Here is a 20,588-nt window from a genome sequence, read left to right as displayed (position 1 = left end):
CTTTAGTTTAGTTGAGATTGGTTAATCTTGTGTTAAAGACAGCAAAAAATGAAGCGTTTTTAACAAAACATTAGTCTTTGTTTTTCTTTTTCTTTTTTCGCTTCTTTTTTACGACTTCCTTTTCATCAAATTTTCCATTTATCATTTCCTTTATTTTGGCCATGTCATCTTCTGAAATAAGCTCCTTTAATTCTGCAAAATGAGTATCTTCCAATTTTTTTATGGCTGCTTCACGATCAAGAGAATGCTCAAACCTTGTTTTAAAGATGGCTATTTTTTCTTCAAAAAAACTATTTATGTTTAGTTTAATGATTTGCTTTTGAAAATCATCTGCTTCTAGAGTCGTTAAGAAATTTGCAATATATTCTTCTTTACGTTCTTCTGCTTCTCGTTCGTACTTTGCGATTTCTTGTTCAGTGGGTTCTCTATTCGTTTGAGGGATGTTACTCCTGTTATTCCCTTGTCTTTGAGCGTTAATATTTAAGCTTAAGAGAATAGTGAAAATTAATAAAACTATCTTTTTCATGTGTTTGGGATTATTGTTTTATGGTCACATGCTGTTCGCTTTAAATCATTTTCTTAGTTGATAAAAATTTGAACAGGCTCGTTTCATGTTTGTAAAGTTATATAATTTCTTTGATTGCTTCTGGTGGCCTGCCAATTACAGCCTTATCTCCGTTAATTACAATCGGACGTTCTATGAGTTTTGGATGATTAACCATAGCGGCAATAATTTCATTATCAGAAAGGGATTTTCCTTTGAATTCTGATTTCCAAATAGCTTCGTTTTTTCGGATTAAATCGATAGGTTTAATACCCAATTTTATAATCACGTCTTGTAGTTCTACAGATGTTAAATCTTCTTCCAGATATTTTATGATTTCAAATGCTTTACCGGATTCTTCTAATATAGAAAGGCCTTGTCTCGATTTGGAACATCTTGGGTTGTGGTATATTTCAATCATTTTATGCAGATTTTATTTTAGTAACTATAATATTACAATTTTAATGCCGAATCTTCTTTTTGTCCCATCATCATTAAGTAAGCTTTTAAAAACGGTTCAATAGCACCATCCATAACAGCATCAACATTTCCTGTTTCGTGAGCAGAACGTACATCTTTGACTAATTTATAAGGATGCATCACGTAATTTCTGATTTGACTTCCCCATTCAATTTTCATTTTTCCAGCTTCAATATCATCACGCTGTGCCATTTGTTTTTGTAACTCAATTTCGTACAATTGTGACTTCAACATTTGCATTGCTCTATTTCGGTTATCGTGCTGAGAACGTGTTTCTGAACATTGAATTTGAATTCCAGAAGGTTTATGTAAAAGCTGAACTTTTGTTTCAACTTTGTTTACATTTTGTCCACCAGCTCCACTAGATCTGGCTGTTGTGATTTCAATATCAGATGGATTAATGTCTATTTCAATAGTATCGTCAACCAAAGGGTAAACATAAACTGAAGCAAAACTCGTGTGTCGTTTTGCGTTACTATCAAAAGGTGAAATACGTACCAAACGATGGACTCCGTTTTCGCCTTTAAGCCAACCAAAAGCAAAATCGCCTTCAATTTCTAAAGTTACGGTTTTTATCCCAGCAACATCTCCTTCTTGCATGTTAAGCTCTCTAACTTTATAACCGCTTTTTTCGGCATACATGAGATACATACGCATTAACATATTCGCCCAATCGCAAGATTCTGTTCCGCCTGCACCAGCTGTAATTTGTAGTACAGCACTTAAACTGTCACCTTCTTCAGACAACATGTTTTTAAATTCTAGCTTTTCAATGGCATTAACTACGGTTTCATAACGTTCTTCAACATTTTCCATCGGAGCTTCGTCTTCCTTGTAGAATTCGTAAATAACTTCTAAATCTTCAAAAAGTGATTTGGCATCATTATAGTCGTTAACCCAACTCTTTTTCTCACGAATAGATTTCATAATCAATTCGGCAGCTTTTGAGTCATTCCAAAAATTAGGGTCAAAAGTTTGCTCTTCTTCGTTAGCGATTTCTATGAGCTTAGCATCTAAGTCAAAGATATTGTCTAAGTACGTCTAGACGGGAATTGAGATCTTTTATTTGATCTGATGTTATCATAGTGTAAGATAATTTTATACAAATATAAGGCGCGTTAATAAAGTGCCATAATTTTGAATCGGTTTTTTGGAAATTCCGTAGTTTTATGATTCAATACTTTACTATGAAAAAATTATACGTTCTGTTTGGATTCTTTTTTATCTGCTCTCAATTTCAAGCTCAAATTCTAGATAAGAAAGACCTAAAAGCCTATGAAGGCTACTTCGATTTTTATTATGATGAAAGTACCGATAAAATCTTTCTTAAAGTTAAGAAATTGAATGAGCAATTCTTATACGTGAATTCTCTAGCGTCAGGAATTGGAAGCAACAACATCGGTTTAGATAGAGGTCAATTAGGGAGTGAACGTGTTGTCTATTTTGAAAAAGCGGGAAACAAATTATTACTCATTCAGCCCAATTTAAAATACCGAGCAAACACTAAAAACACTTTAGAAAAGAAGAGTATTGAGCAGGCTTTTGCAAAGTCCGTTTTATTTGGATTTAAAATTATGTCTGATAAAGATGATGTTTACGTCATTGATTTTACACCGTTTTTAATGGAGGATACCCATGGAGTGGCCTATCGTTTAAAAAAGATGAAAGAAGGAGCTTACAAATTAGATGCTTCAAAAAGCGCGTTATCCTTAGGGCGCACAAAAGCGTTTCCTAAGAATGTTGAGTTTGAAGCTTTGTTAACTTTTAAAGGTGAACCAACGGGCAAGAATTTACGAAGTGTTACGCCAACAGCTTCTTTAGTGAGTGTTGTTCAGCATCATTCGTTTATTAAGTTACCGGATAATAATTACAAACCAAGAGTTTTTGATACCCGCAGTGGAGCGATTTCGATGTCTTATATGGATTATGCTGCACCTATTGAAGAGGATATCACAAAACGATTTATTATTAGACATCGTTTGGAAAAGAAAAACCCGAGGTCTAAAATGAGTGAGGCTAAAGACCCAATTATCTATTATTTAGATCCTGGGACACCAGAACCTGTGCGTTCTGCTTTATTAGATGGGGCGAAATGGTGGAATGAAGCTTACGAAGCCATTGGTTTTAAAGACGCATTTCAGGTGAAAATGTTACCTAAAGATGCAGATCCTATGGATTGCAGATATAATGTGATTCAGTGGGTGCATCGTAGTACAAGAGGTTGGAGTTATGGTGCTAGTGTTGTGGATCCTAGAACGGGTGAAATTATTAAAGGGCATGTGAGTTTAGGAAGCTTACGTATTCGTCAAGATTTTCTGATTGCGCAAGCTTTAATGAATAAGCCGTTTGCAGAACGTGATGATAACTACCAACCGATGCTAGATATGGCCTTAGCCAGAATTAGACAATTAAGCGCACACGAAGTCGGCCACACTATTGGTTTTGCTCACAATTTTGCCGCAAGTACAAATAATAGAGCATCGGTTATGGATTATCCACATCCTCAGGTAACTTTAAAAGATGGTGAAATTGATTTTAGTAATGCCTATGCCACAGGAATTGGTGATTGGGATAAAGTCACAGTCGCTTATAGTTATTCTGAATTGGATAAAAAGACGAATGAGGAAGAAGCCTTACGTAGCATATTGAAAAAATCACAAAATGATGGTTTACGTTTTATTACCGATTCTGATGCGAGAGCAGCTGGCGGAGCACATGCTTTGGCACATTTGTGGGATAATGGAAAAACACCAACGGAAGAGTTGAATGCTGTTTTAGAATTACGAAAACAAGCCATTGCTAATTTTTCCGAAGATAATATTAAAGCTTACCAACCTTATTCTGTGTTAGAAGATGTATTTGTGCCTCTATATTTTTACCATCGTTTTCAGGTAGAAGCAGCTACAAAGGTTATTGGTGGTTTAGATTATAATTATGCCGTTAAAGGAGATGAACAGTTACGATCTAAATCTGTTAGTGCATCTACACAAAAGGAAACTTTAACTGCTGTTTTAAAAACATTGGAGGCGTCTATTTTAGCGATACCAAAAGATAAGTTAGACTTATTTCCTCCTAGAGCTTTTGGTTATAAAAGTTCGCGAGAATCTTTTAAAGGTAAAACGGGAGTGGCTTTTGATCCCTTAAGTGCTGCAAATACGGCAAGTGATATGACATTGAAATTTTTATTGCATCCGCAACGTGCTAATCGTTTAATTTTGCAGAAAAGTTTAGATGAAAATCAATTGAGTTTACAAGATGTTATCGATGCGCTTTTAAAAGCGTCCTTTGAGAAAACACATACGGATTCATATCTAACAGAAATACAATATCAAATCAATGTCAATGTTCTAAAATATCTTATGAATTTAGCAACAAATGAAGAAAGCTATTTTCAAACTAGAGCGATTGCCAATAAAACGATATCTGACCTTCTAAGACAATCTTTGAATCTTGAAGCGATGCATATGCAATATGGAATTATGATTAAAGAGTTTTACGAGCATCCAGAAAAATTCAAATTAGAAAGTTCACCAAAAATACCAGACGGTTCACCAATAGGAAGTGCTGTTTGTAATTATAGTTCAAATTGAACTCTATGTTTGTCGAATCTTTCGGCTATGCTCAAGATAAGTTAAAGTCAAAACCTATTAAAAAAATTGTTTAACTAAAAAGATTCCCATTTTCATGGGAAATATATATGATAATAGACTTAAGAAGTGATACCGTTACAAAACCATCAAAAGGCATGTTAGATGCTATGATGTCTGCCCAAGTTGGAGATGATGTTTTTAGAGAAGATCCTACAGTTAATGAATTAGAAGAACGTTTAGCAAAGCTATTTGGCAAACAAAAAGCATTGTTTTTTCCATCAGGAAGTATGGCGAACCAAATCGCTATAAAGTTACACACCAATCCAGGGGAACAGGTGATTTGCGATAAATACGCACACATCTATAATTATGAAGTAGGGGGAGTGGCTTTTCATAGTGGAGCGTCTTGTAAACTCATAGATGGTCATCGTGGTATGTTTACGGCAGAACAAGTAAAAGAAGCCATTAACCCTTCGGCGTACTATTACAGTCAAACCAGTTTAGTTGAGGTAGAAAACACCACAAATAAAGGTGGAGGAGCGTGTTGGGATTTTGAGGAATTAGAAAACATTAAAAACGTCTGTAAAACTAATAATCTAGGTTTTCATTTAGATGGAGCGCGTTTATGGAATGCTATGGTTGCTAAAAATGAAACGACGATGCAATATGGTCAGCTTTTCGATACGGTTTCAGTTTGTTTGAGCAAAGGCTTAGGCTGCCCAATTGGTTCTGTGTTGATAGGTGATGCAGAGATTATGAAAAAATCCTTGAGTTTAAGAAAACTTTTTGGAGGTAATATGCGACAGGTTGGCTATTTGGCTGCTGCTGGTTTGTATGCTTTAGATAATAATATTGAACGACTGGCAGACGATCATAAAAGAGCAAAAGAAATAGGAGCAGAGTTATCTAAATTATCCATAATTAGAAAAGTAGAACCTATTGAGACCAATATTGTCATTTTCGAATTAAATGATGGTGTGGATGAAGCACAATTCCTGAATAACTTAAAAGAAAAGAATATCCATATTATAGGAATGGGAAGTAATAAACTTAGAATGGTCACACATTTGGATTATACAACCCAAATGCATGACAAACTTTTAAGTGAGCTAAAATCTATTTAAACATATCCATTCCAGGAATATTTGGCATACCTTCTTTAGCAACAGCTGCAACTTCTGTTTCGTGGACATTAGTTGCTTTATCAATAGCTTTATTTAGTGTGAGGATTAAATAATCTTCAAGCATATCTTTATCTTGAAGTAATTCATCAGCAATATCAATAGATTTAATAGTTCTATTGGCAGTAATCGTTACTTTTAATTTATTGTCAGTACTTGCTTCGTCAATTAAAACGGTATGTAATCGTTCTTTTGTTGCTTCAACTTTCTTTTGAGCGTCTTTTAATTTGCCCATCATTCCCATCATATCTCCAAACATATTCTTGTCTTTTAAATTTATACGATGCAAAATTACTAAATTGCGCCTCCTTTTGGACTAAATTTCCTTAACAAATGATAAAAAAATCGGATATACATCCACCTATTGCCAAGAAAATTCCACATCAATTAGAAAATCATGGAGATGTGCGAATTGATAATTATTTTTGGATGAAAGACAGAGAGCACCCAGAAGTGATTGATTATCTGAATGCTGAAAACGCATATTGCGATTCTGAAATGGCTCATACAAAGGATTTTCAATCAGATTTATTTGATGAAATGAAAGCCAGAATAAAAGAAGATGATTCGTCTGTACCTTATAAATACAATGGCTATTGGTATATCACCAAATTTGAAAAAGGAAAAGATTACCCTATCTATACACGTAAAAAAGACAGTTTAGATAATCCTGAAGAACTGTTATTTGATTGTAACGTCATGGCTGAAGGTGAAAGTTATTTTAAATTGGCAGGTATTAGTATTAGTCCGGATAATAAATTAGTGTCTTACGGAATTGATAACACAGGACGACGTAATTATAATATCTACGTTAAAGACTTAGAAACACATGTCGTCGCTTCCGACAGAATAGAAAGTACCACTGGTTCTTCAAGCTGGGCAAATGATAATGCTACTTTATTTTATACCAAAAAGGATGAGGTGACTTTACGAGCATTTCAAGTTTATAAACATCGCTTAGGAGACAATTCTGAAGATGAACTTGTTTTTGAAGAAGGAGATGATACGTTTGGCGCAGCAGTCTACAAATCAAAATCTAGAAAGTATATCATTATTGCGTGTTATAGCACGCTAACGAATGAATATCATATTCTAGATGCGGATAATCCTGAAGGTAGGTTTCAGGTTTTTCAACCACGAATAAGAGGTTTAGAATATAGTATTTCACATTACGATAATCATTTTTATATTCTCACCAATAAAGATAAGGCTATCAATTTCAAATTAATGAAAACGCCAGAATCTGATACAGAAATAGAAAATTGGACTGAAGTTGTTGCACATAGAAATGATGTTTTATTAGAAGGTATCGATATCTTTAAAGACTATTTAGTGGTTAGCGAACGCAGAAATGGATTAAATGAAATACGAATAAAACGTTGGGACGGAAGTGAAGATTACTATTTGCCTTTTGATAATGAAACATATACCGCATATACAGGCACCAATGTAGATTTTGATACCGAAATATTACGTTATGGCTATAATGCCATGACCACTCCGTCTTCGGTTATTGAGTTTAATATGCGTACGAAAACTAAAATTGTATTAAAGGAGCAAGAGGTTTTAGATAAGAATTTCGATAAAGACAATTACATCTCAGAACGTATTTGGGCAACTGCTGAAGATGGCACTAAAATCCCAATGTCTGTTGTATATCGTAAAGGCATTAAAAAAGATGGAACAAATCCATTATTACAATATGCTTATGGAAGTTATGGTTCTACAATGGATCCTTATTTTTCTACCATAAGATTAAGTTTGTTAGATCGTGGATTTATTTATGTCATTACTCATATTAGAGGAGGAGAATATCTAGGTCGTGATTGGTATGAAAATGGAAAGTTATTAAACAAGAAAAATACATTTTCAGATTTTATAGCCTGTTCGGTGCATTTAATAAAAGAGCGTTACACCTCTTCTCAACATTTATATGCTATGGGAGGCAGTGCAGGAGGTTTATTAATGGGGGCAATTATTAACACAGCGCCAGAATTATACAACGGTATCATTGCAGCGGTGCCTTTTGTAGATGTTATTACGACGATGTTAGATGATTCTATTCCGTTAACCACTGGAGAATATGATGAATGGGGAAATCCGAATGACAAACTCTATTATGATTATATAAAATCGTATTCGCCTTACGATAATGTTGAAGCGAAGGCGTATCCTAATATGCTGATTACAACCGGACTGCACGATTCGCAAGTGCAGTATTGGGAGCCAGCAAAATGGGTAGCCAAACTTAGAGACTTAAAAATAGACACTAATAAATTGTATTTAAAAACGAATATGGATGCTGGCCATGGTGGAGCATCTGGACGTTTTGAAAGCTTAAAAGAAGACGCGGAAGAGTTTGCATTTTTACTTGATTTAGAAGGAATTTCGAGTTAAATCAAAAAAAATGTTATTTTTGCGAGGTTTTAGGTGTCTAATAATTTGATTAGTTACTGAAAAATTTTATTTATGAAGCAAAACAAAAATGTATTTGATAATGTGTTACAACTAATAGGTAACACGCCCTTAATCAAATTAAATAGAATGACTGCTGACTTCGATGGTGAGTTTTATGCCAAAGTAGAAGCGTTTAATCCAGGTCATTCTTCAAAAGACAGAATTGCATTACATATTATAGAAGAAGCTGAGCGTCGAGGTATTTTGACTCCTGGTGATACAATTATAGAAACGACTTCTGGTAACACAGGGTTTAGTATTGCTATGGTTAGTATTATTAAAGGTTACGAATGTATTTTGGCAGTAAGCTCTAAGTCATCTGCAGATAAAATAGATATGTTAAAGTCTATGGGAGCAAAAGTTTACGTTTGTCCCGCACATGTAAAAGCAGATGATCCTCGTTCTTATTACGAAGTAGCAAAACGCTTACACGAAGAGAATAAAGGTTCTATTTATATCAATCAATATTTTAATCAATTAAATATTGAAGCACATTACAGCTCTACTGGTCCAGAAATTTGGGATCAGACGGGAGGTGAAATTACACACCTAATTGCTTGTAGTGGAACAGGAGGAACAATTTCTGGAATCTCAAAGTATTTAAAAGAGCAAAACCCAAATGTAAAAGTTATTGGTGTTGATGCTTATGGTTCTGTTTTAAAGAGCTATCACGAAACACGTGAATTTGATGATAAAGAAATTTATCCATACAGAATTGAAGGTTTAGGTAAAAATTTGATTCCTACTGCTACGGACTTTGATCTAATTGATAAGTTTATCAAGGTTACAGATGAAGAAAGTGCACATACGGCAAGAGAAATTGCAAATACGGAAGGTCTTTTTGTAGGGTACACAAGTGGCGCAGCAATGCAAGCAATTAAACAGTTGCAGGAAGAAGGTGAATTTAAACCAACGGATAAAATTGTAGTGATTTTTCCAGATCATGGATCGCGTTATATGAGTAAAGTCTATAATGATAAATGGATGGAAGATCAAGGCTTTTTTGATGCTAAAAGCGCTGTACAAGCAACTATAGAGTACATAAAATAGATTATAATAAAAAAAGATATGCCTATTGCCAAACTTGTAATAGGCTTTTTTTTGCAGAATAATTAAGTAAAATAGGTTGAATAAAGTGGTTTATAACTTGTGAATACTTCACTAAATAAATTATGCATTCATAATATTATTACCTAATTTTGCAGACACTAACTAGATAAATTAACAATTATTAACCGTTGATTTTATGTTTTATAAACATAGAATTAATAGTTAATATCAAAGTATGCGTGCATGAAGGATTTATTTGCAAAGATTTATAAAGATAAAGGACCACTTGGAAAATGGGCAGCTCAGGCTGAAGGATATTTTGTGTTTCCAAAGCTTGAAGGTGAAATCTCTAATAGAATGAAGTTTCAAGGGAAAGATGTTATTACTTGGAGTATCAATGATTACTTGGGTTTAGCAAATCACCCAGAAGTTCGAAAAGTAGATGGAGAAGCTGGTGTTAAGTACGGTTCGGCATACCCTATGGGAGCGCGTATGATGTCTGGTCACACAGATTTACATGAGCAATTACAAAACGAATTAGCTGCTTTTGTTAATAAAGAGGCTGCATACTTATTAAATTTCGGATATCAAGGTATGGTGTCTACCATTGATGCTTTGGTAGCTAAAGATGATATTATTGTTTACGATGTTGATGCGCACGCTTGTATTATTGATGGTGTACGTCTGCATATGGGTAAACGTTTTACTTATAAGCACAACGATATTGCAAGCTTAGAGAAAAATCTTGAGCGTGCTACAAAAATGGCAGAGCAAACAGGTGGAGGGATTCTCGTTATTTCTGAAGGTGTCTTCGGAATGCGAGGAGAGCAAGGCCGTTTAAAAGAAATTGTTGAGCTTAAGAAAAGATTTAATTTTAGATTTTTTGTTGATGATGCTCACGGATTTGGTACTTTGGGTGCTACAGGTGCTGGAGCAGGAGAAGAGCAAGGAGTTCAAGATGACATCGATGTCTATTTTGCAACTTTTGCAAAATCTATGGCAAGTACAGGTGCTTTTATTGCAGCTGATAAAGAAATTATAGATTATTTAAAATATAATTTACGTTCTCAAATGTTCGCTAAGTCTTTACAAATGCAACTTGTTGTTGGTGCATTAAAACGTTTAGATATGTTGCGTACAATGCCAGAACTTAAAGCGAATCTTTGGACAATAGTTGATGCTTTACAATCAGGTTTAAAAGAGCGTGGTTTTGATATTGGAACAACACAAAGTTGTGTAACTCCGGTATATCTAAAAGGAAGCATTCCTGAAGCAATGGCTTTAGTAAGAGACTTACGAGAAAATTACGGAATATTTTGTTCTATAGTCGTTTATCCTGTAATTCCTAAAGGGTTAATTTTATTAAGAATGATTCCGACGGCTACACATACATTAGTAGATGTAAAAGAAACATTAGATGCTTTCGATGCTATTAGAGAACGTTTAGTAAACGGTACTTATAAAAGAATGTCAGCAGCTTTAATTGCTGCAATGGGTGAATAATTAATTCATTTAATAATATAAAAAACGGTCATCGCTTAAAAGTGATGATCGTTTTTTTATTCCAACAACCAACAACCAACAACCAACAATTAATCTCTATAAGTTCTTTCGCAATGTTTTGCGTCGCGCATATACTTTAGGGTCAAAATGTTTCCATATTTGTTTTATCGCAACATTATCTTCAAGCTCAGGTGTTCTGTAGCAGGTTTCTATTCCTTTTTCTCTAAACGTTTCGTAATACTCGTTGAAGATTACGGCATGAACACCTTTATTTTGATAGTCTGGATGAATGCCTATTAAATAAAAAATAACATCTTTACTGTGCTTCTTAGCTTTTAGTATATGTGTAAATCCAAAGGGGAATAATTTCCCGTTTGCTTTTTGTAAAGCTTGTGCAAATCTTGGCATAACAACCGCAAAACCAACTAATTTATCATGCTCATCCACGACAAATTTGATGTATTCCGGATTAATAAAACTGATAAACTTCTTTTTAAAATATTCTTTCTGAATATCTGTAATTTCAACAAAAGAGGATAAAGAGGAATAACTCTCATTAAACAAATCAAACATACGATCTGCATAAGGCATTACTTCTTCAGTTTTTGTAAGCTTAAGCGCTCTTAACTTATAACGACGTTTAATAAGTTCTTGCGCCTTTTTAAAGAATTCTGGTTTTACGTTTTCAAAAGGGAATTTATTTTCTGAGTATTCTTTTTCAATAACGTACCCATGCTCTTTATAATGGTCAATATAGTACGGATGATTGTACCACGTAATCATTGTTCCTAATTGGTCAAAACCTTCGGTCATAACACCGACTTTATCTAAATTAGAAAAACCCACAGGGCCTTCAGCATAACTTAATTGCTGTTCTCTTCCAATATCTTCAATGGTGTTTAATAACGCTTTGCTGACTTCTAAATCGTCAATAAAATCAAACCAACCAAAACGCATTTTCTTTATGCCTTGTTTATCAACTTCAAGCCAATTGATAATGGCAGCAATTCTACCCACAACTTTTCCCGATTGATAAGCCAAGAAAAATCGAGCTTCAGCATCTTTAAAGATTGGGTTTTTGTCTTTGTTAAAGGTTTCTAACTCTTGTTTTATAATAGGAGGTACCCAATATTTAGAATCTTCGTAAATTTTAAAAGGGAACCGAACAAATGCTTTTAAGTCCTTTTTTGATATGGCTTCTTTAATTGTTATCATGTAGTTAGGAACGCTATAAATTAAGAATCGAAATCATTTGTTTTCTTTTCCTTTTTCTTCTTTTTTTGAAATCACCGTCATTGCCATTACCGTTATCTATCTTTTTATCTTGATGGAAATCTAAGCGATACGAAGCTCCGAAAGCAATATTTAGAACAGTTGGTGTGTCTTTAGTATTAAAGGCAAGATTAGCATCTAACTGAAAGTTTTTAGTCCAAAGGTAAGCACCTCCAAATCTAAAAATATTATCAGCATAGAAATCACTATCAATACCTTGCGCTTCTCCAAAGACAACCCATTGTGGTGTGAAGGAATGCGTTAGTGTAAAAATATATTGAAAATCAGATTGGTCTGTTCCAATTCTATCTTTAATTAAGTTCATTACAAAAACCCAACCTCCATTAAAATTGTTCTGTGTAGCAAGCATTACTTTTGGACTAAATCCTTCAATGTCTGGTGCAGTGTAAGGATTGTCTTTAGCGTCAAAATTAGCACCAACATAAACAGAAACTGCAGGGATTAAAGATTTCCAGCTAAACTTATTGTTAGCGTGGTAGCTGTATAAATTAGGCTTTTCTTCTCCTGCATTTTTATAAGGATCATAAACTAAATATTTTGCTCCTAAAGTGAAATTTTTAAAATTAGAGCGTTTGTCTTCAACGGGAATTGTTGCATTATTATAGGTAATATTATCACTTTGATAAATGCCATCTAGAGATAATTCTAGTTCTTCAAAAAATAAGCCATATCTCAACGCAAAATCAAGACCAAACCCTGAAACTTCATAATTGGCAAGTGCATGCTCTTCTTTAACGGTATAGGCACCAGTTTCAAATTGTACAACTCCAGTTCCAACAGAAAAGGCGCTTTTTGACACACCAGGACGATTAGAGTTAATTACTTCAGTATATTGAGCGTAGGTAGAATTAAAACTAAAGGCAAGAATTAAAACAAGTATTGATTTGAGTATTCGCATTATATATGGATTTAAAACCATTCGGTCTATTGTAGATTGAAGTCAAATATAGATATTTTATAGTTTTTTTAAGGAATAATATCGGATTATAAATGAGTATAATTGTATTTTTGAATATTATAACATGTTTATCATACAACAAGCTTAGTCCATGGGATTACTGAGAACTATACTAATTATTTTACTTGTTTACTTTGGCTTTAAGATATTAGCACGTCTTTTTGCGCCTTTATTGTTGAAGTTTGTAGCCAAGAAAGCTGAAGAAAAATTTGGAGGCCAATTTGGTGGATCCCAAAATCCAAATCAACAAAGACAGGAACAAAAGCAAAAGGAAGGTGAAACCGTAATCGATAAAATGCCGAACAATAATGGTTCTTCTAACCAAAAAGTGGGTGAATATATTGATTACGAAGAAATTGATTAATCAATTTTTTTGTACATAGAGGAAACTCTAATGATGTTTCAAAAAAAATAACTACTTTTCAGAATCATTCAACTTAAAGCATTCTCATGTCATTTTCTATAAAACGTTTATTGCCACATGTCTTAATTTTATTAGGATTTGTAGCACTATCTTTAGCTTATTTTAGTCCTGTTTTACAAGGTAAAAAAATCAATCAAAGTGATATTATGCACTACATTGGTATGGCAGAACAACAAAAAGAGTTTGCCAAAACCACAGGAGAAGAAACCTATTGGACCAATAGTGCGTTTGGTGGTATGCCAACCTATCAATTAGGAGCAAAATATCCGCACAATTATATTAAAAAACTCGATTTAACCTTACGATTCTTACCAAGGCCAGCAGATTATCTGTTCCTGTATTTTATAGGGTTTTACATTTTACTGTTGTCGCTAAAAGTTGATTTTAAACTCGCTGCATTAGGAGCATTAGCTTTTGGATTTTCAACATACCTCATTATTATACTTGGTGTTGGTCATAACTCTAAAGCACATGCAATAGCCTATATGCCTTTGGTTTTGGCAGGTATTGTTCTCACTTTTCGGAAGAAATATATACTCGGATTTTTCTTAACAACTATTGCTTTAGGATTAGAGATTGTAACGAATCATTTTCAGATGACGTATTATCTCCTTTTATTGGTTTTAGTTTTAGGATTGGCTTATCTCGTCGATGCTTACAAAAAACAACAATTACCACATTTCTTTAAGTCTGTAGGATTACTTTCTGTAGCTGCATTTTTAGCTGTTGGATTAAACGCTACAAATATCATGGCAACCCAAGAGTATGTGAAAGAAAGCACACGTGGAAAAAGTGATTTAACTATAAATGTTGATGGATCTCCTAAAGAAGTAACGTCAGGATTAAGCAGGGAATATATTACAGAATACAGCTATGGTATTTTAGAATCTTTCAATCTCTTTATTCCAAAATTTATGGGAGGAGGAAATTCTGAAGATGTAGGTAAAGATTCTGAAACCTATAAAGCTTATATTAATTTAGGGGCTTCTCCAATTGATGCATTAGATGGAGCAAGAAATGCACCAATGTATTGGGGAGATCAGACCATAGTTGAAGCACCAGCATATGTAGGTGCTGTAATTATTTTCCTTTTTGTTTTAGGTTTGTTTTTAGTAAAAGGCAGATTAAAATGGTGGCTAGTTGGCGGAACGCTGTTATCCTTGTTTTTATCTTACGGAAAAAATCTAGGTTTTTTAACCGATTTCTTTATCGATTATGTGCCGTTGTATAATAAGTTTAGAGCCGTAAGTTCTATCCAAGTTATTTTAGAATTATGTAGTCCTGTTTTAGGAATTATGGCTTTAGTTCGTTTATTTAATGACTTTCAGAAAGATGAAGAAAAACTAAAAGCCTTAAAATATTCAGTTGCAATCACAGCAGGTTTAGCTTTAATCTTTTTAGTATTTAAATCTTTTCTATTTGATTTTGAAAGTTTTAGAGATGACCAATATATTGGAGCGTATGGACAACCTTTTGTTGATGCTGTAATTGAAGACCGTAAAGCGTTAATGACTGCAGATACATTGAGAGCTTTGGTTTTAGTATTGCTTTCAGCAGGAACTATTTTTATGTTCTTAAAAAAGAAACTGTCCGAAAATTTAGTCGTGGTGGTATTCGCTGTGTTAATTCTTTTTGATTTAGTTACGGTAGATAGAGAATACGTTAATAATGATAATTTTGTATCTGCCTTAAAAGTAGATAAACCTTACCAACCAACTAATGCTGATTTAGAAATCTTAAATGATAAAGGTCATTTTAGAGTTTTAGATATGTCTAGTGAAGGACAGCGTAAACCTGCAAGGTCTGCCTATTTTCATAATTCGTTATTTGGTTATCATGCGGCTAAGTTAGGTCGTGTTAATGAGTTGTTAGAATTTTATGTGTATAAAAACAACATGAATGTCCTCAACATGCTTAATACAAAATACATTATTGCAGAAGAGCAAGGACAGATTTTTCCTTATACCAATACAGACGCGAACGGTAATGCTTGGTTTGTTTCTAAACTTAAGGTCGTTACAGATGCTAATCAAGAAATCGTAGCTTTAGATAGTTTAGATACAAAGACGATAGCTGTTTTAGAACAAACGGTTCAGGCAGAACATAATTTAAAAACAAACTATCAAGTTGATTCTATAGCTTCTGTTCAGTTAAAGGAATTCAAGCCAAATTATTTAAAATACGAATCTAATAATAGCAATGAAGGTCTAGCGGTGTTTTCTGAGGTCTATTACGCTCAAGGTTGGAATGCTTACATTGATGGTAAATTAGTACCTCACTTAAGAGTGAATTATGTGTTAAGAGCATTAGAATTACCTAAAGGAAATCACACCATAGAATTTAAGTTTGAACCACAAGTTGTTAAAACAGGAAGTCAAGTGGCTTTAGCGAGTTCTGTTGTTTTAGGATTGTTGCTTTTAGTTGGATTGTTTTATGAGGTAAAGCGTAGGAAGAATAATTGATATTAATCTTTCATGTTATGAAGTTAACTTATAAAAAAAGTTTTTGGATTTTATTTGTGTTCTCAATTGTTCTCGCAATTTATCAATTTGGTAAATCAAATTCGTTAGAAGTGGAGTTAGCTTTTAAGAAAATAAATTTTATGTTTTTAAAGTCAGATACTCATGTAATAGGAGAAATAGCATCAAAAAGATTATATGATAAAAATGAAATAGAGTCTTTCTTAAATCTAAATCACGCTTATATAAGAGTTGATAAAAAAGTAGATACCTTGTTCTTAGATAATACATTTTTGATATTTAAAAATGATTCACTTATTTCAATTATAGTAGACTAATTAATTAGATTCCTACCTTCGTAGGAATTCAGGATGAAAAAAAAAGTACTAATCATAACTTATTATTGGCCACCAGCAGGAGGGCCAGGCGTGCAGCGTTGGTTAAAATTTGTGAAGTACTTGCCTGAGTTTGACATTCAACCTATTGTGTATTGTCCTGAAAATCCAAATTATCCCATTATGGACGAAAGTTTGGTGAATGAAATTCCTGATACTATTTCCATTTTAAAACAACCGATTAATGAACCTTATGGTTTAGCGAGTTTGTTTTCTAAAGGAAAGTCGAAGAAAATTAGTTCTGGTGTGATTCCTAAAGCCAAAAAGCAGTCGTTGATTGAAAAAACAATGCTTTATGTAAGAGGGAATTATTTTATACCTGATGCACGCAAAAATTGGGTACAGCCTTCAGTTTTGTTTTTATCAGAGTATATTCAAAAACATAAAATTGAAACTGTAATTACTACGGGGCCACCTCACAGTTTGCATTTAATAGGCTTGCAATTAAAAGCAAGATTAGGTGTAAAATGGTTAGCAGATTTTAGAGATCCTTGGACAACTATTGGCTATCATAAAGATTTAAAATTGACAGATGCTTCAAAAGCAAAGCACATCGACTTAGAGCAAAAGGTTCTCAATACTGCAGATGAAATTATAGTAACAAGTAATCATACCAAAAACGAATTTCTAACCAAAACCAAACACCCCATTTCTGTTATTACTAATGGTTACGATTCTCATTCAGTCAGGGTAGAGGGAAAGGATGAAAAGTTCACCCTATCTCATATTGGTTCGTTGTTGTCTGAACGGAACCCTGTGGTTTTATGGGAAACCCTTTCGGAATTAATTAAAGAAAATGATGCTTTTTCAGAAGCATTCAAATTACAATTAATAGGTGTGGTAAGTGATGATGTTATTGAGTCTATTCATGAAAATGGATTAAAAAACCATATCAATGTTTTGGGTTATGTGAGTCATGATGAAGCGCTAGAGTTTCAAATGAAATCACAATTATTGCTATTAATTGAAATTGATTCAGAAGATACTAAAGCCATTATAGCAGGTAAGGTTTTTGAATATCTCATTTCTGAAACACCTATATTAGCCATTGGTCCAAAAGATTCAGATGTAGAACAAATAATTAAATCAACAAATACAGGAACCTATTTTAACTACAAACAGAAATCCGAATTAAAGGTGCAACTTTTAAGCTATTTCGAAGCTTATCAGAATAATACCTTAGAAGTGAATGCTATAGGTTTGCAACCTTATAGTCGAAAAGCTCTGACTCAAAAACTAAGCGCAATAATTTTGAAGCGTTAATTTTTGAAATTCGTAATAGAATTTAAAGCTTTATAGTTGTATTTTGCTAGACTATGGGAATTGTATTAAGCCAATCATTTAAAAATACTATTACAACTTACTTGGGCTTTGGTATTGGCGCTATTAATACACTTTTTCTTTACACTAATTTTTTAACAGATCAATACTATGGCTTAGTTGCCTTTCTACTTTCAGCGGCTAATATTATGATGCCTTTTATGGCATTTGGAGTACATAATGCCATTGTAAAATTCTATTCCACTTTTAGAACGAAGAACAGTATCAATAGCTTTTTAACGCTGATGCTATTTTTGCCATTATTGTTTATAATTCCATCGGTTTTTATAGGCTATTTTGCTTATGATTCAATTGTAGATTGGCTTTCAAACGAAAACCAAATTGTAGAAAATTATATCTGGCATATTTTTATTCTGGCTGTGGCAATGGCTTATTTCGAAATCTTTTTTGCTTGGACAAAAGTGCAAATGCAAACGGTTTTTGGAAACTTAATGAAAGAGATATTTCACAGAGTTTGTATTATGTTCTTACTCTTTGCAGTGTATTTCGATTGGTTGTCAGTTGCCCAATTTATTAACGCACTAGTTGCCGTTTATGTCTTGCGTATGGGAATTATGCAGCTATATGCCTATTCTATAAGATTTCCGAAGTTAAAGTTTCAGAAATTAGAAAATCAATTTTCAATATTAAAGTATTCATCATTAATGATTATCGCAGGTTCAGTGGCGATGCTTATTTTAGATATTGATAAGTTTATGATTGGGCTAATGTTACCAGATATTGAACAAGTTGCTTATTATAGTGTGGCTATTTTTATTGCAACAGTTATTGCTGTTCCACAACGTGCCATGCATCAAATTATGTTACCATTAACAGCAAAATATCTTAATGAAAAGGACAAAGTCGCTTTAGAAGATTTATACAAAAGGAGCTCTATAACACTTTTGGTGGTCAGCGGTTTTATTTTTTTACTCATTATTTTAAACATCAATCAATTGTATCAAATTCTTCCAGAGAAATTTACAGGCGGTCTTTTTGTAGTTTTAATTGTAAGTCTGGCAAAACTATATGATAACAGCTTGGGGAATAACAATGCCATATTATTTAATAGTGATTACTACAGAATGGTATTATTTTTTGGAGTATTACTTGCTATTATGGCAATTGTGTTAAATATCGTTTTTATCCCTGTGTATGGTATTGAAGGTTCTGCGTTTGCTACCTTTTTAGCCGTATTCATTTACAATACAATCAAAATTATATTTGTGAAACGAAAATTTAATATGCTGCCGTTTACAATAGGTTCAGCTAAGATTATATTAGCATTAATTGTTTTATCGTTAGCATTTTATTTTTGGGATTTTCCATTTCATCCAATTATTAATATCATTTTAAAATCTGGATTAATAAGCCTCATTTATTTTATGTTGATTTATAAAATGAACGTCTCAGATGATATCTCGCTACAAATAAAAAAGCGACTAAAACTTTAGATGCTTAATTATAAAAGAAATTCCCGTAAAGCGCTTTGAGGCATACTATATACGGGAACTTCTAACCAACCAAAAAAACTTTTTATCCTCTAGATCGACTTGAGTTAGACCTTGTAGAACTTTGGTTGCTCGTTCTACTACTTGAATTTGATCTTGTTTTTACAGCCGATTTCGTTGTTCTATTTTGCGTCACATTACTTTTTCTTGAGCTTTGTGATGTTGCTTTAGTAGATATACGAGAATTAGTTGCAGTTGGTTTTCTAACTGATGAACTATTTCTTCGTTCTATAGTGTTAGACACAGAAGAATTGCTTCTAGTCACATTTGTATTAGAACTTCTAGTAGGTGTTGCGCTAGTAGAACGTTGCGTTTGAGTTCTATTTGGTGTTGACACTCTAGTATTAGTTCTTGTAGTGCTAGTACGAGGTGTTACTGTTCTTGTAGTTGTTGACACTCTTGTTGCAGAACGTGTAGGTCTTGCATCTGTGCTTCGTGTACTTGTAGTCCTAGTAGCAGTTGAATTGTTTGCGCTTAAACGTGAAGATCGAGTGCTTGCTATTGTTGTATTATTACGTTGTGCTTGTGTTCTCATACTACGTTCTCTACTGTTTCTTGGTGTTTGAGCATAACTGACACGTGTTCTAGTTGTAGTGGTAGTTCTTCTTACGGCATACCCATTATCACGTCTTCCAATATTATAATGTCTTACATTGTTAGTATAAGGTCTGTAATAAATATGTCTTACAGGTACATAATGTTGTCTGTATGGATTTACATGCACAATACTAAAATTAACATGTGGTGTAGCGTAAAATTGATGCCATGGTCTATAAACATAAGATCTGTTGTATATATTGATATAGCCATCATATCTATAGAACACATTGTTTCTGTAATACACATTTAATCCGCCAACGTTACTAATTCTACCAAAAGTGTTATAGTTAATAAAGATGTTTCCTATTTGGTTAACACGCCCATAATAATCATAATAGATAGGTGTGTTTTCAATTTGAATAATAGCACCAAAACTATCATATTGTAAATACGGATTGTAATCGTAGCCAGAGTTAAAACTTAAACTAAAACCAGGGGTGTTAATTCCAACATTTACATCTGGGCCATAATTTGGTAAATAGAAATCAAACTGACCATCCGCAAAAACGGAAAATTCAATTCCGGCTTCATCAAATATGAAAGAATTACCATAACCTTTCACATAGTTATTAATTGAAGCTTCTGCTTCTGATGTGGTTGTGCTGGTTGCGAATGCAGTTGTGCTTATAGCTACTAAAGCTGCAAATAAATATATAATTCGTTTCATAATAATTGGGTTTTAAATTAAACTCGTTTAGTATAAAACAAACAACGTGCCAAAAAAATAATCTACTGTTTAATAAGGTGTTATGGTAATCGGTGAATTAAACTTGCCAATATTGTTATATCCCATCTTCTTATAAATACCTGTGACGTCGTATAT

At 33.3% G+C, this 20,588-nt stretch carries 17 protein-coding genes; 10 read left to right on the top strand and 7 right to left on the bottom strand.

Features of this window, described 5'->3' with window-relative positions; genetic code table 11:
• Nucleotides 1-70: 70 nt before the first annotated feature.
• The 3 genes from ADIWIN_RS06180 to prfB form a co-directional block, all read right to left on the bottom strand.
• Nucleotides 71-526, bottom strand: a complete 456-nt coding sequence (locus ADIWIN_RS06180) for a hypothetical protein (RefSeq protein ID WP_020897865.1) — start codon at nucleotides 524-526, stop codon at nucleotides 71-73.
• 97 nt (nucleotides 527-623) lie between these two features.
• Nucleotides 624-965, bottom strand: a complete 342-nt coding sequence (gene arsC, locus ADIWIN_RS06175) for an arsenate reductase (glutaredoxin) (protein ID WP_020897864.1) — start codon at nucleotides 963-965, stop codon at nucleotides 624-626.
• Nucleotides 966-997: 32 nt separating this feature from the next.
• A protein-coding gene (prfB, locus tag ADIWIN_RS06170; RefSeq protein ID WP_152487224.1) for a peptide chain release factor 2 occupies nucleotides 998-2,108 on the bottom strand; the annotation gives its coding sequence in 2 pieces (ribosomal slippage) (nucleotides 998-2,044 and nucleotides 2,046-2,108; 1,110 coding nt in all).
• A gap of 103 nt (nucleotides 2,109-2,211) precedes the next feature.
• On the opposite strand from prfB, the gene ADIWIN_RS06165 reads away from it, so the two are divergent.
• Both ADIWIN_RS06165 and ADIWIN_RS06160 read left to right on the top strand, forming a co-directional pair.
• Nucleotides 2,212-4,614 (top strand): zinc-dependent metalloprotease, encoded by a 2,403-nt coding sequence (locus ADIWIN_RS06165; RefSeq protein WP_020897862.1) that lies wholly within the window; start codon nucleotides 2,212-2,214, stop codon nucleotides 4,612-4,614.
• Nucleotides 4,615-4,721: 107 nt separating this feature from the next.
• On the top strand, nucleotides 4,722-5,738 hold the full coding sequence (locus ADIWIN_RS06160; protein WP_020897861.1) for a threonine aldolase family protein: 1,017 nt from the start codon (nucleotides 4,722-4,724) through the stop codon (nucleotides 5,736-5,738).
• On the opposite strand, the gene ADIWIN_RS06155 is transcribed toward ADIWIN_RS06160, so the two are convergent.
• Nucleotides 5,731-6,054 carry a YbaB/EbfC family nucleoid-associated protein gene (locus tag ADIWIN_RS06155; RefSeq protein ID WP_020897860.1) on the bottom strand — a complete coding sequence of 108 codons (324 nt, stop codon included), beginning with the start codon at nucleotides 6,052-6,054 and terminating at the stop codon, nucleotides 5,731-5,733. The genes ADIWIN_RS06160 and ADIWIN_RS06155 overlap by 8 nt on opposite strands.
• A 74-nt stretch (nucleotides 6,055-6,128) precedes the next feature.
• Between ADIWIN_RS06155 and ADIWIN_RS06150 the strand changes: the two genes are divergently transcribed.
• The 3 genes from ADIWIN_RS06150 to capB all read left to right on the top strand — a co-directional run bounded on the left by ADIWIN_RS06150 (nucleotide 6,129) and on the right by capB (nucleotide 10,805).
• On the top strand, nucleotides 6,129-8,192 hold the full coding sequence (locus ADIWIN_RS06150) for a S9 family peptidase (protein WP_020897859.1): 2,064 nt from the start codon (nucleotides 6,129-6,131) through the stop codon (nucleotides 8,190-8,192).
• Between the two features lie 72 nt (nucleotides 8,193-8,264).
• Nucleotides 8,265-9,302, top strand: coding sequence for a cysteate synthase (capA, locus tag ADIWIN_RS06145; protein WP_020897858.1), 1,038 nt, complete (start codon nucleotides 8,265-8,267; stop codon nucleotides 9,300-9,302).
• A 243-nt stretch (nucleotides 9,303-9,545) separates the two neighbouring features.
• Nucleotides 9,546-10,805 carry a cysteate-C-fatty acyltransferase gene (capB, locus tag ADIWIN_RS06140; protein WP_020897857.1) on the top strand — a complete coding sequence of 420 codons (1,260 nt, stop codon included), beginning with the start codon at nucleotides 9,546-9,548 and terminating at the stop codon, nucleotides 10,803-10,805.
• 96 nt (nucleotides 10,806-10,901) lie between these two features.
• Here the strand turns inward: capB and ADIWIN_RS06135 are convergent, their stop codons facing one another.
• The gene (locus ADIWIN_RS06135) at nucleotides 10,902-12,020 is read right to left on the bottom strand and encodes a GNAT family N-acetyltransferase (protein WP_020897856.1); all 1,119 of its coding nucleotides are present in this window, start codon (nucleotides 12,018-12,020) and stop codon (nucleotides 10,902-10,904) included.
• A gap of 13 nt (nucleotides 12,021-12,033) precedes the next feature.
• Complete coding sequence (locus ADIWIN_RS06130; RefSeq protein ID WP_040756673.1) at nucleotides 12,034-12,996, bottom strand: transporter; 963 nt, start codon at nucleotides 12,994-12,996, stop codon at nucleotides 12,034-12,036.
• 151 nt (nucleotides 12,997-13,147) lie between these two features.
• Between ADIWIN_RS06130 and ADIWIN_RS06125 the strand changes: the two genes are divergently transcribed.
• From ADIWIN_RS06125 to ADIWIN_RS06105, 5 genes are all read left to right on the top strand, one after another.
• Entirely contained in the window at nucleotides 13,148-13,420 is a 273-nt protein-coding gene (locus ADIWIN_RS06125; RefSeq protein ID WP_040756650.1) for a DUF4834 family protein, read from the top strand.
• A gap of 86 nt (nucleotides 13,421-13,506) precedes the next feature.
• Nucleotides 13,507-15,942 (top strand): YfhO family protein, encoded by a 2,436-nt coding sequence (locus tag ADIWIN_RS06120; protein WP_020897853.1) that lies wholly within the window; start codon nucleotides 13,507-13,509, stop codon nucleotides 15,940-15,942.
• Between the two features lie 17 nt (nucleotides 15,943-15,959).
• On the top strand, nucleotides 15,960-16,277 hold the full coding sequence (locus tag ADIWIN_RS06115) for a hypothetical protein (RefSeq protein ID WP_040756649.1): 318 nt from the start codon (nucleotides 15,960-15,962) through the stop codon (nucleotides 16,275-16,277).
• Between the two features lie 33 nt (nucleotides 16,278-16,310).
• On the top strand, nucleotides 16,311-17,597 hold the full coding sequence (locus tag ADIWIN_RS06110) for a glycosyltransferase (protein WP_020897851.1): 1,287 nt from the start codon (nucleotides 16,311-16,313) through the stop codon (nucleotides 17,595-17,597).
• A 53-nt stretch (nucleotides 17,598-17,650) separates the two neighbouring features.
• Nucleotides 17,651-19,108 (top strand): oligosaccharide flippase family protein, encoded by a 1,458-nt coding sequence (locus tag ADIWIN_RS06105; RefSeq protein WP_040756648.1) that lies wholly within the window; start codon nucleotides 17,651-17,653, stop codon nucleotides 19,106-19,108.
• Between the two features lie 82 nt (nucleotides 19,109-19,190).
• On the opposite strand, the gene ADIWIN_RS06100 is transcribed toward ADIWIN_RS06105, so the two are convergent.
• Complete coding sequence (locus ADIWIN_RS06100; protein ID WP_020897849.1) at nucleotides 19,191-20,432, bottom strand: hypothetical protein; 1,242 nt, start codon at nucleotides 20,430-20,432, stop codon at nucleotides 19,191-19,193.
• Between the last annotated feature and the right edge of the window lie 156 nt (nucleotides 20,433-20,588).

The sequence above is a fragment of the Winogradskyella psychrotolerans RS-3 genome, assembly GCF_000427335.1.
GTDB lineage: Bacteria > Bacteroidota > Bacteroidia > Flavobacteriales > Flavobacteriaceae > Winogradskyella > Winogradskyella psychrotolerans.
This window is presented reverse-complemented; position numbering and strand designations above follow the sequence as displayed.

What these genes read in the sequence shown, in the direction of transcription:
- ADIWIN_RS06180 (WP_020897865.1), bottom strand. Translation starts at nt 526, where the DNA reads ATGAAAAAGATAGTTTTATTAATTTTCACTATTCTCTTAAGCTTAAAT.
- arsC (WP_020897864.1), bottom strand. Translation starts at nt 965, where the DNA reads ATGATTGAAATATACCACAACCCAAGATGTTCCAAATCGAGACAAGGC.
- ADIWIN_RS06165 (WP_020897862.1), top strand. Translation starts at nt 2,212, where the DNA reads ATGAAAAAATTATACGTTCTGTTTGGATTCTTTTTTATCTGCTCTCAA.
- ADIWIN_RS06160 (WP_020897861.1), top strand. Translation starts at nt 4,722, where the DNA reads ATGATAATAGACTTAAGAAGTGATACCGTTACAAAACCATCAAAAGGC.
- ADIWIN_RS06155 (WP_020897860.1), bottom strand. Translation starts at nt 6,054, where the DNA reads ATGTTTGGAGATATGATGGGAATGATGGGCAAATTAAAAGACGCTCAA.
- ADIWIN_RS06150 (WP_020897859.1), top strand. Translation starts at nt 6,129, where the DNA reads ATGATAAAAAAATCGGATATACATCCACCTATTGCCAAGAAAATTCCA.
- capA (WP_020897858.1), top strand. Translation starts at nt 8,265, where the DNA reads ATGAAGCAAAACAAAAATGTATTTGATAATGTGTTACAACTAATAGGT.
- capB (WP_020897857.1), top strand. Translation starts at nt 9,546, where the DNA reads ATGAAGGATTTATTTGCAAAGATTTATAAAGATAAAGGACCACTTGGA.
- ADIWIN_RS06135 (WP_020897856.1), bottom strand. Translation starts at nt 12,020, where the DNA reads ATGATAACAATTAAAGAAGCCATATCAAAAAAGGACTTAAAAGCATTT.
- ADIWIN_RS06130 (WP_040756673.1), bottom strand. Translation starts at nt 12,996, where the DNA reads ATGCGAATACTCAAATCAATACTTGTTTTAATTCTTGCCTTTAGTTTT.
- ADIWIN_RS06125 (WP_040756650.1), top strand. Translation starts at nt 13,148, where the DNA reads ATGGGATTACTGAGAACTATACTAATTATTTTACTTGTTTACTTTGGC.
- ADIWIN_RS06120 (WP_020897853.1), top strand. Translation starts at nt 13,507, where the DNA reads ATGTCATTTTCTATAAAACGTTTATTGCCACATGTCTTAATTTTATTA.
- ADIWIN_RS06115 (WP_040756649.1), top strand. Translation starts at nt 15,960, where the DNA reads ATGAAGTTAACTTATAAAAAAAGTTTTTGGATTTTATTTGTGTTCTCA.
- ADIWIN_RS06110 (WP_020897851.1), top strand. Translation starts at nt 16,311, where the DNA reads ATGAAAAAAAAAGTACTAATCATAACTTATTATTGGCCACCAGCAGGA.
- ADIWIN_RS06105 (WP_040756648.1), top strand. Translation starts at nt 17,651, where the DNA reads ATGGGAATTGTATTAAGCCAATCATTTAAAAATACTATTACAACTTAC.
- ADIWIN_RS06100 (WP_020897849.1), bottom strand. Translation starts at nt 20,432, where the DNA reads ATGAAACGAATTATATATTTATTTGCAGCTTTAGTAGCTATAAGCACA.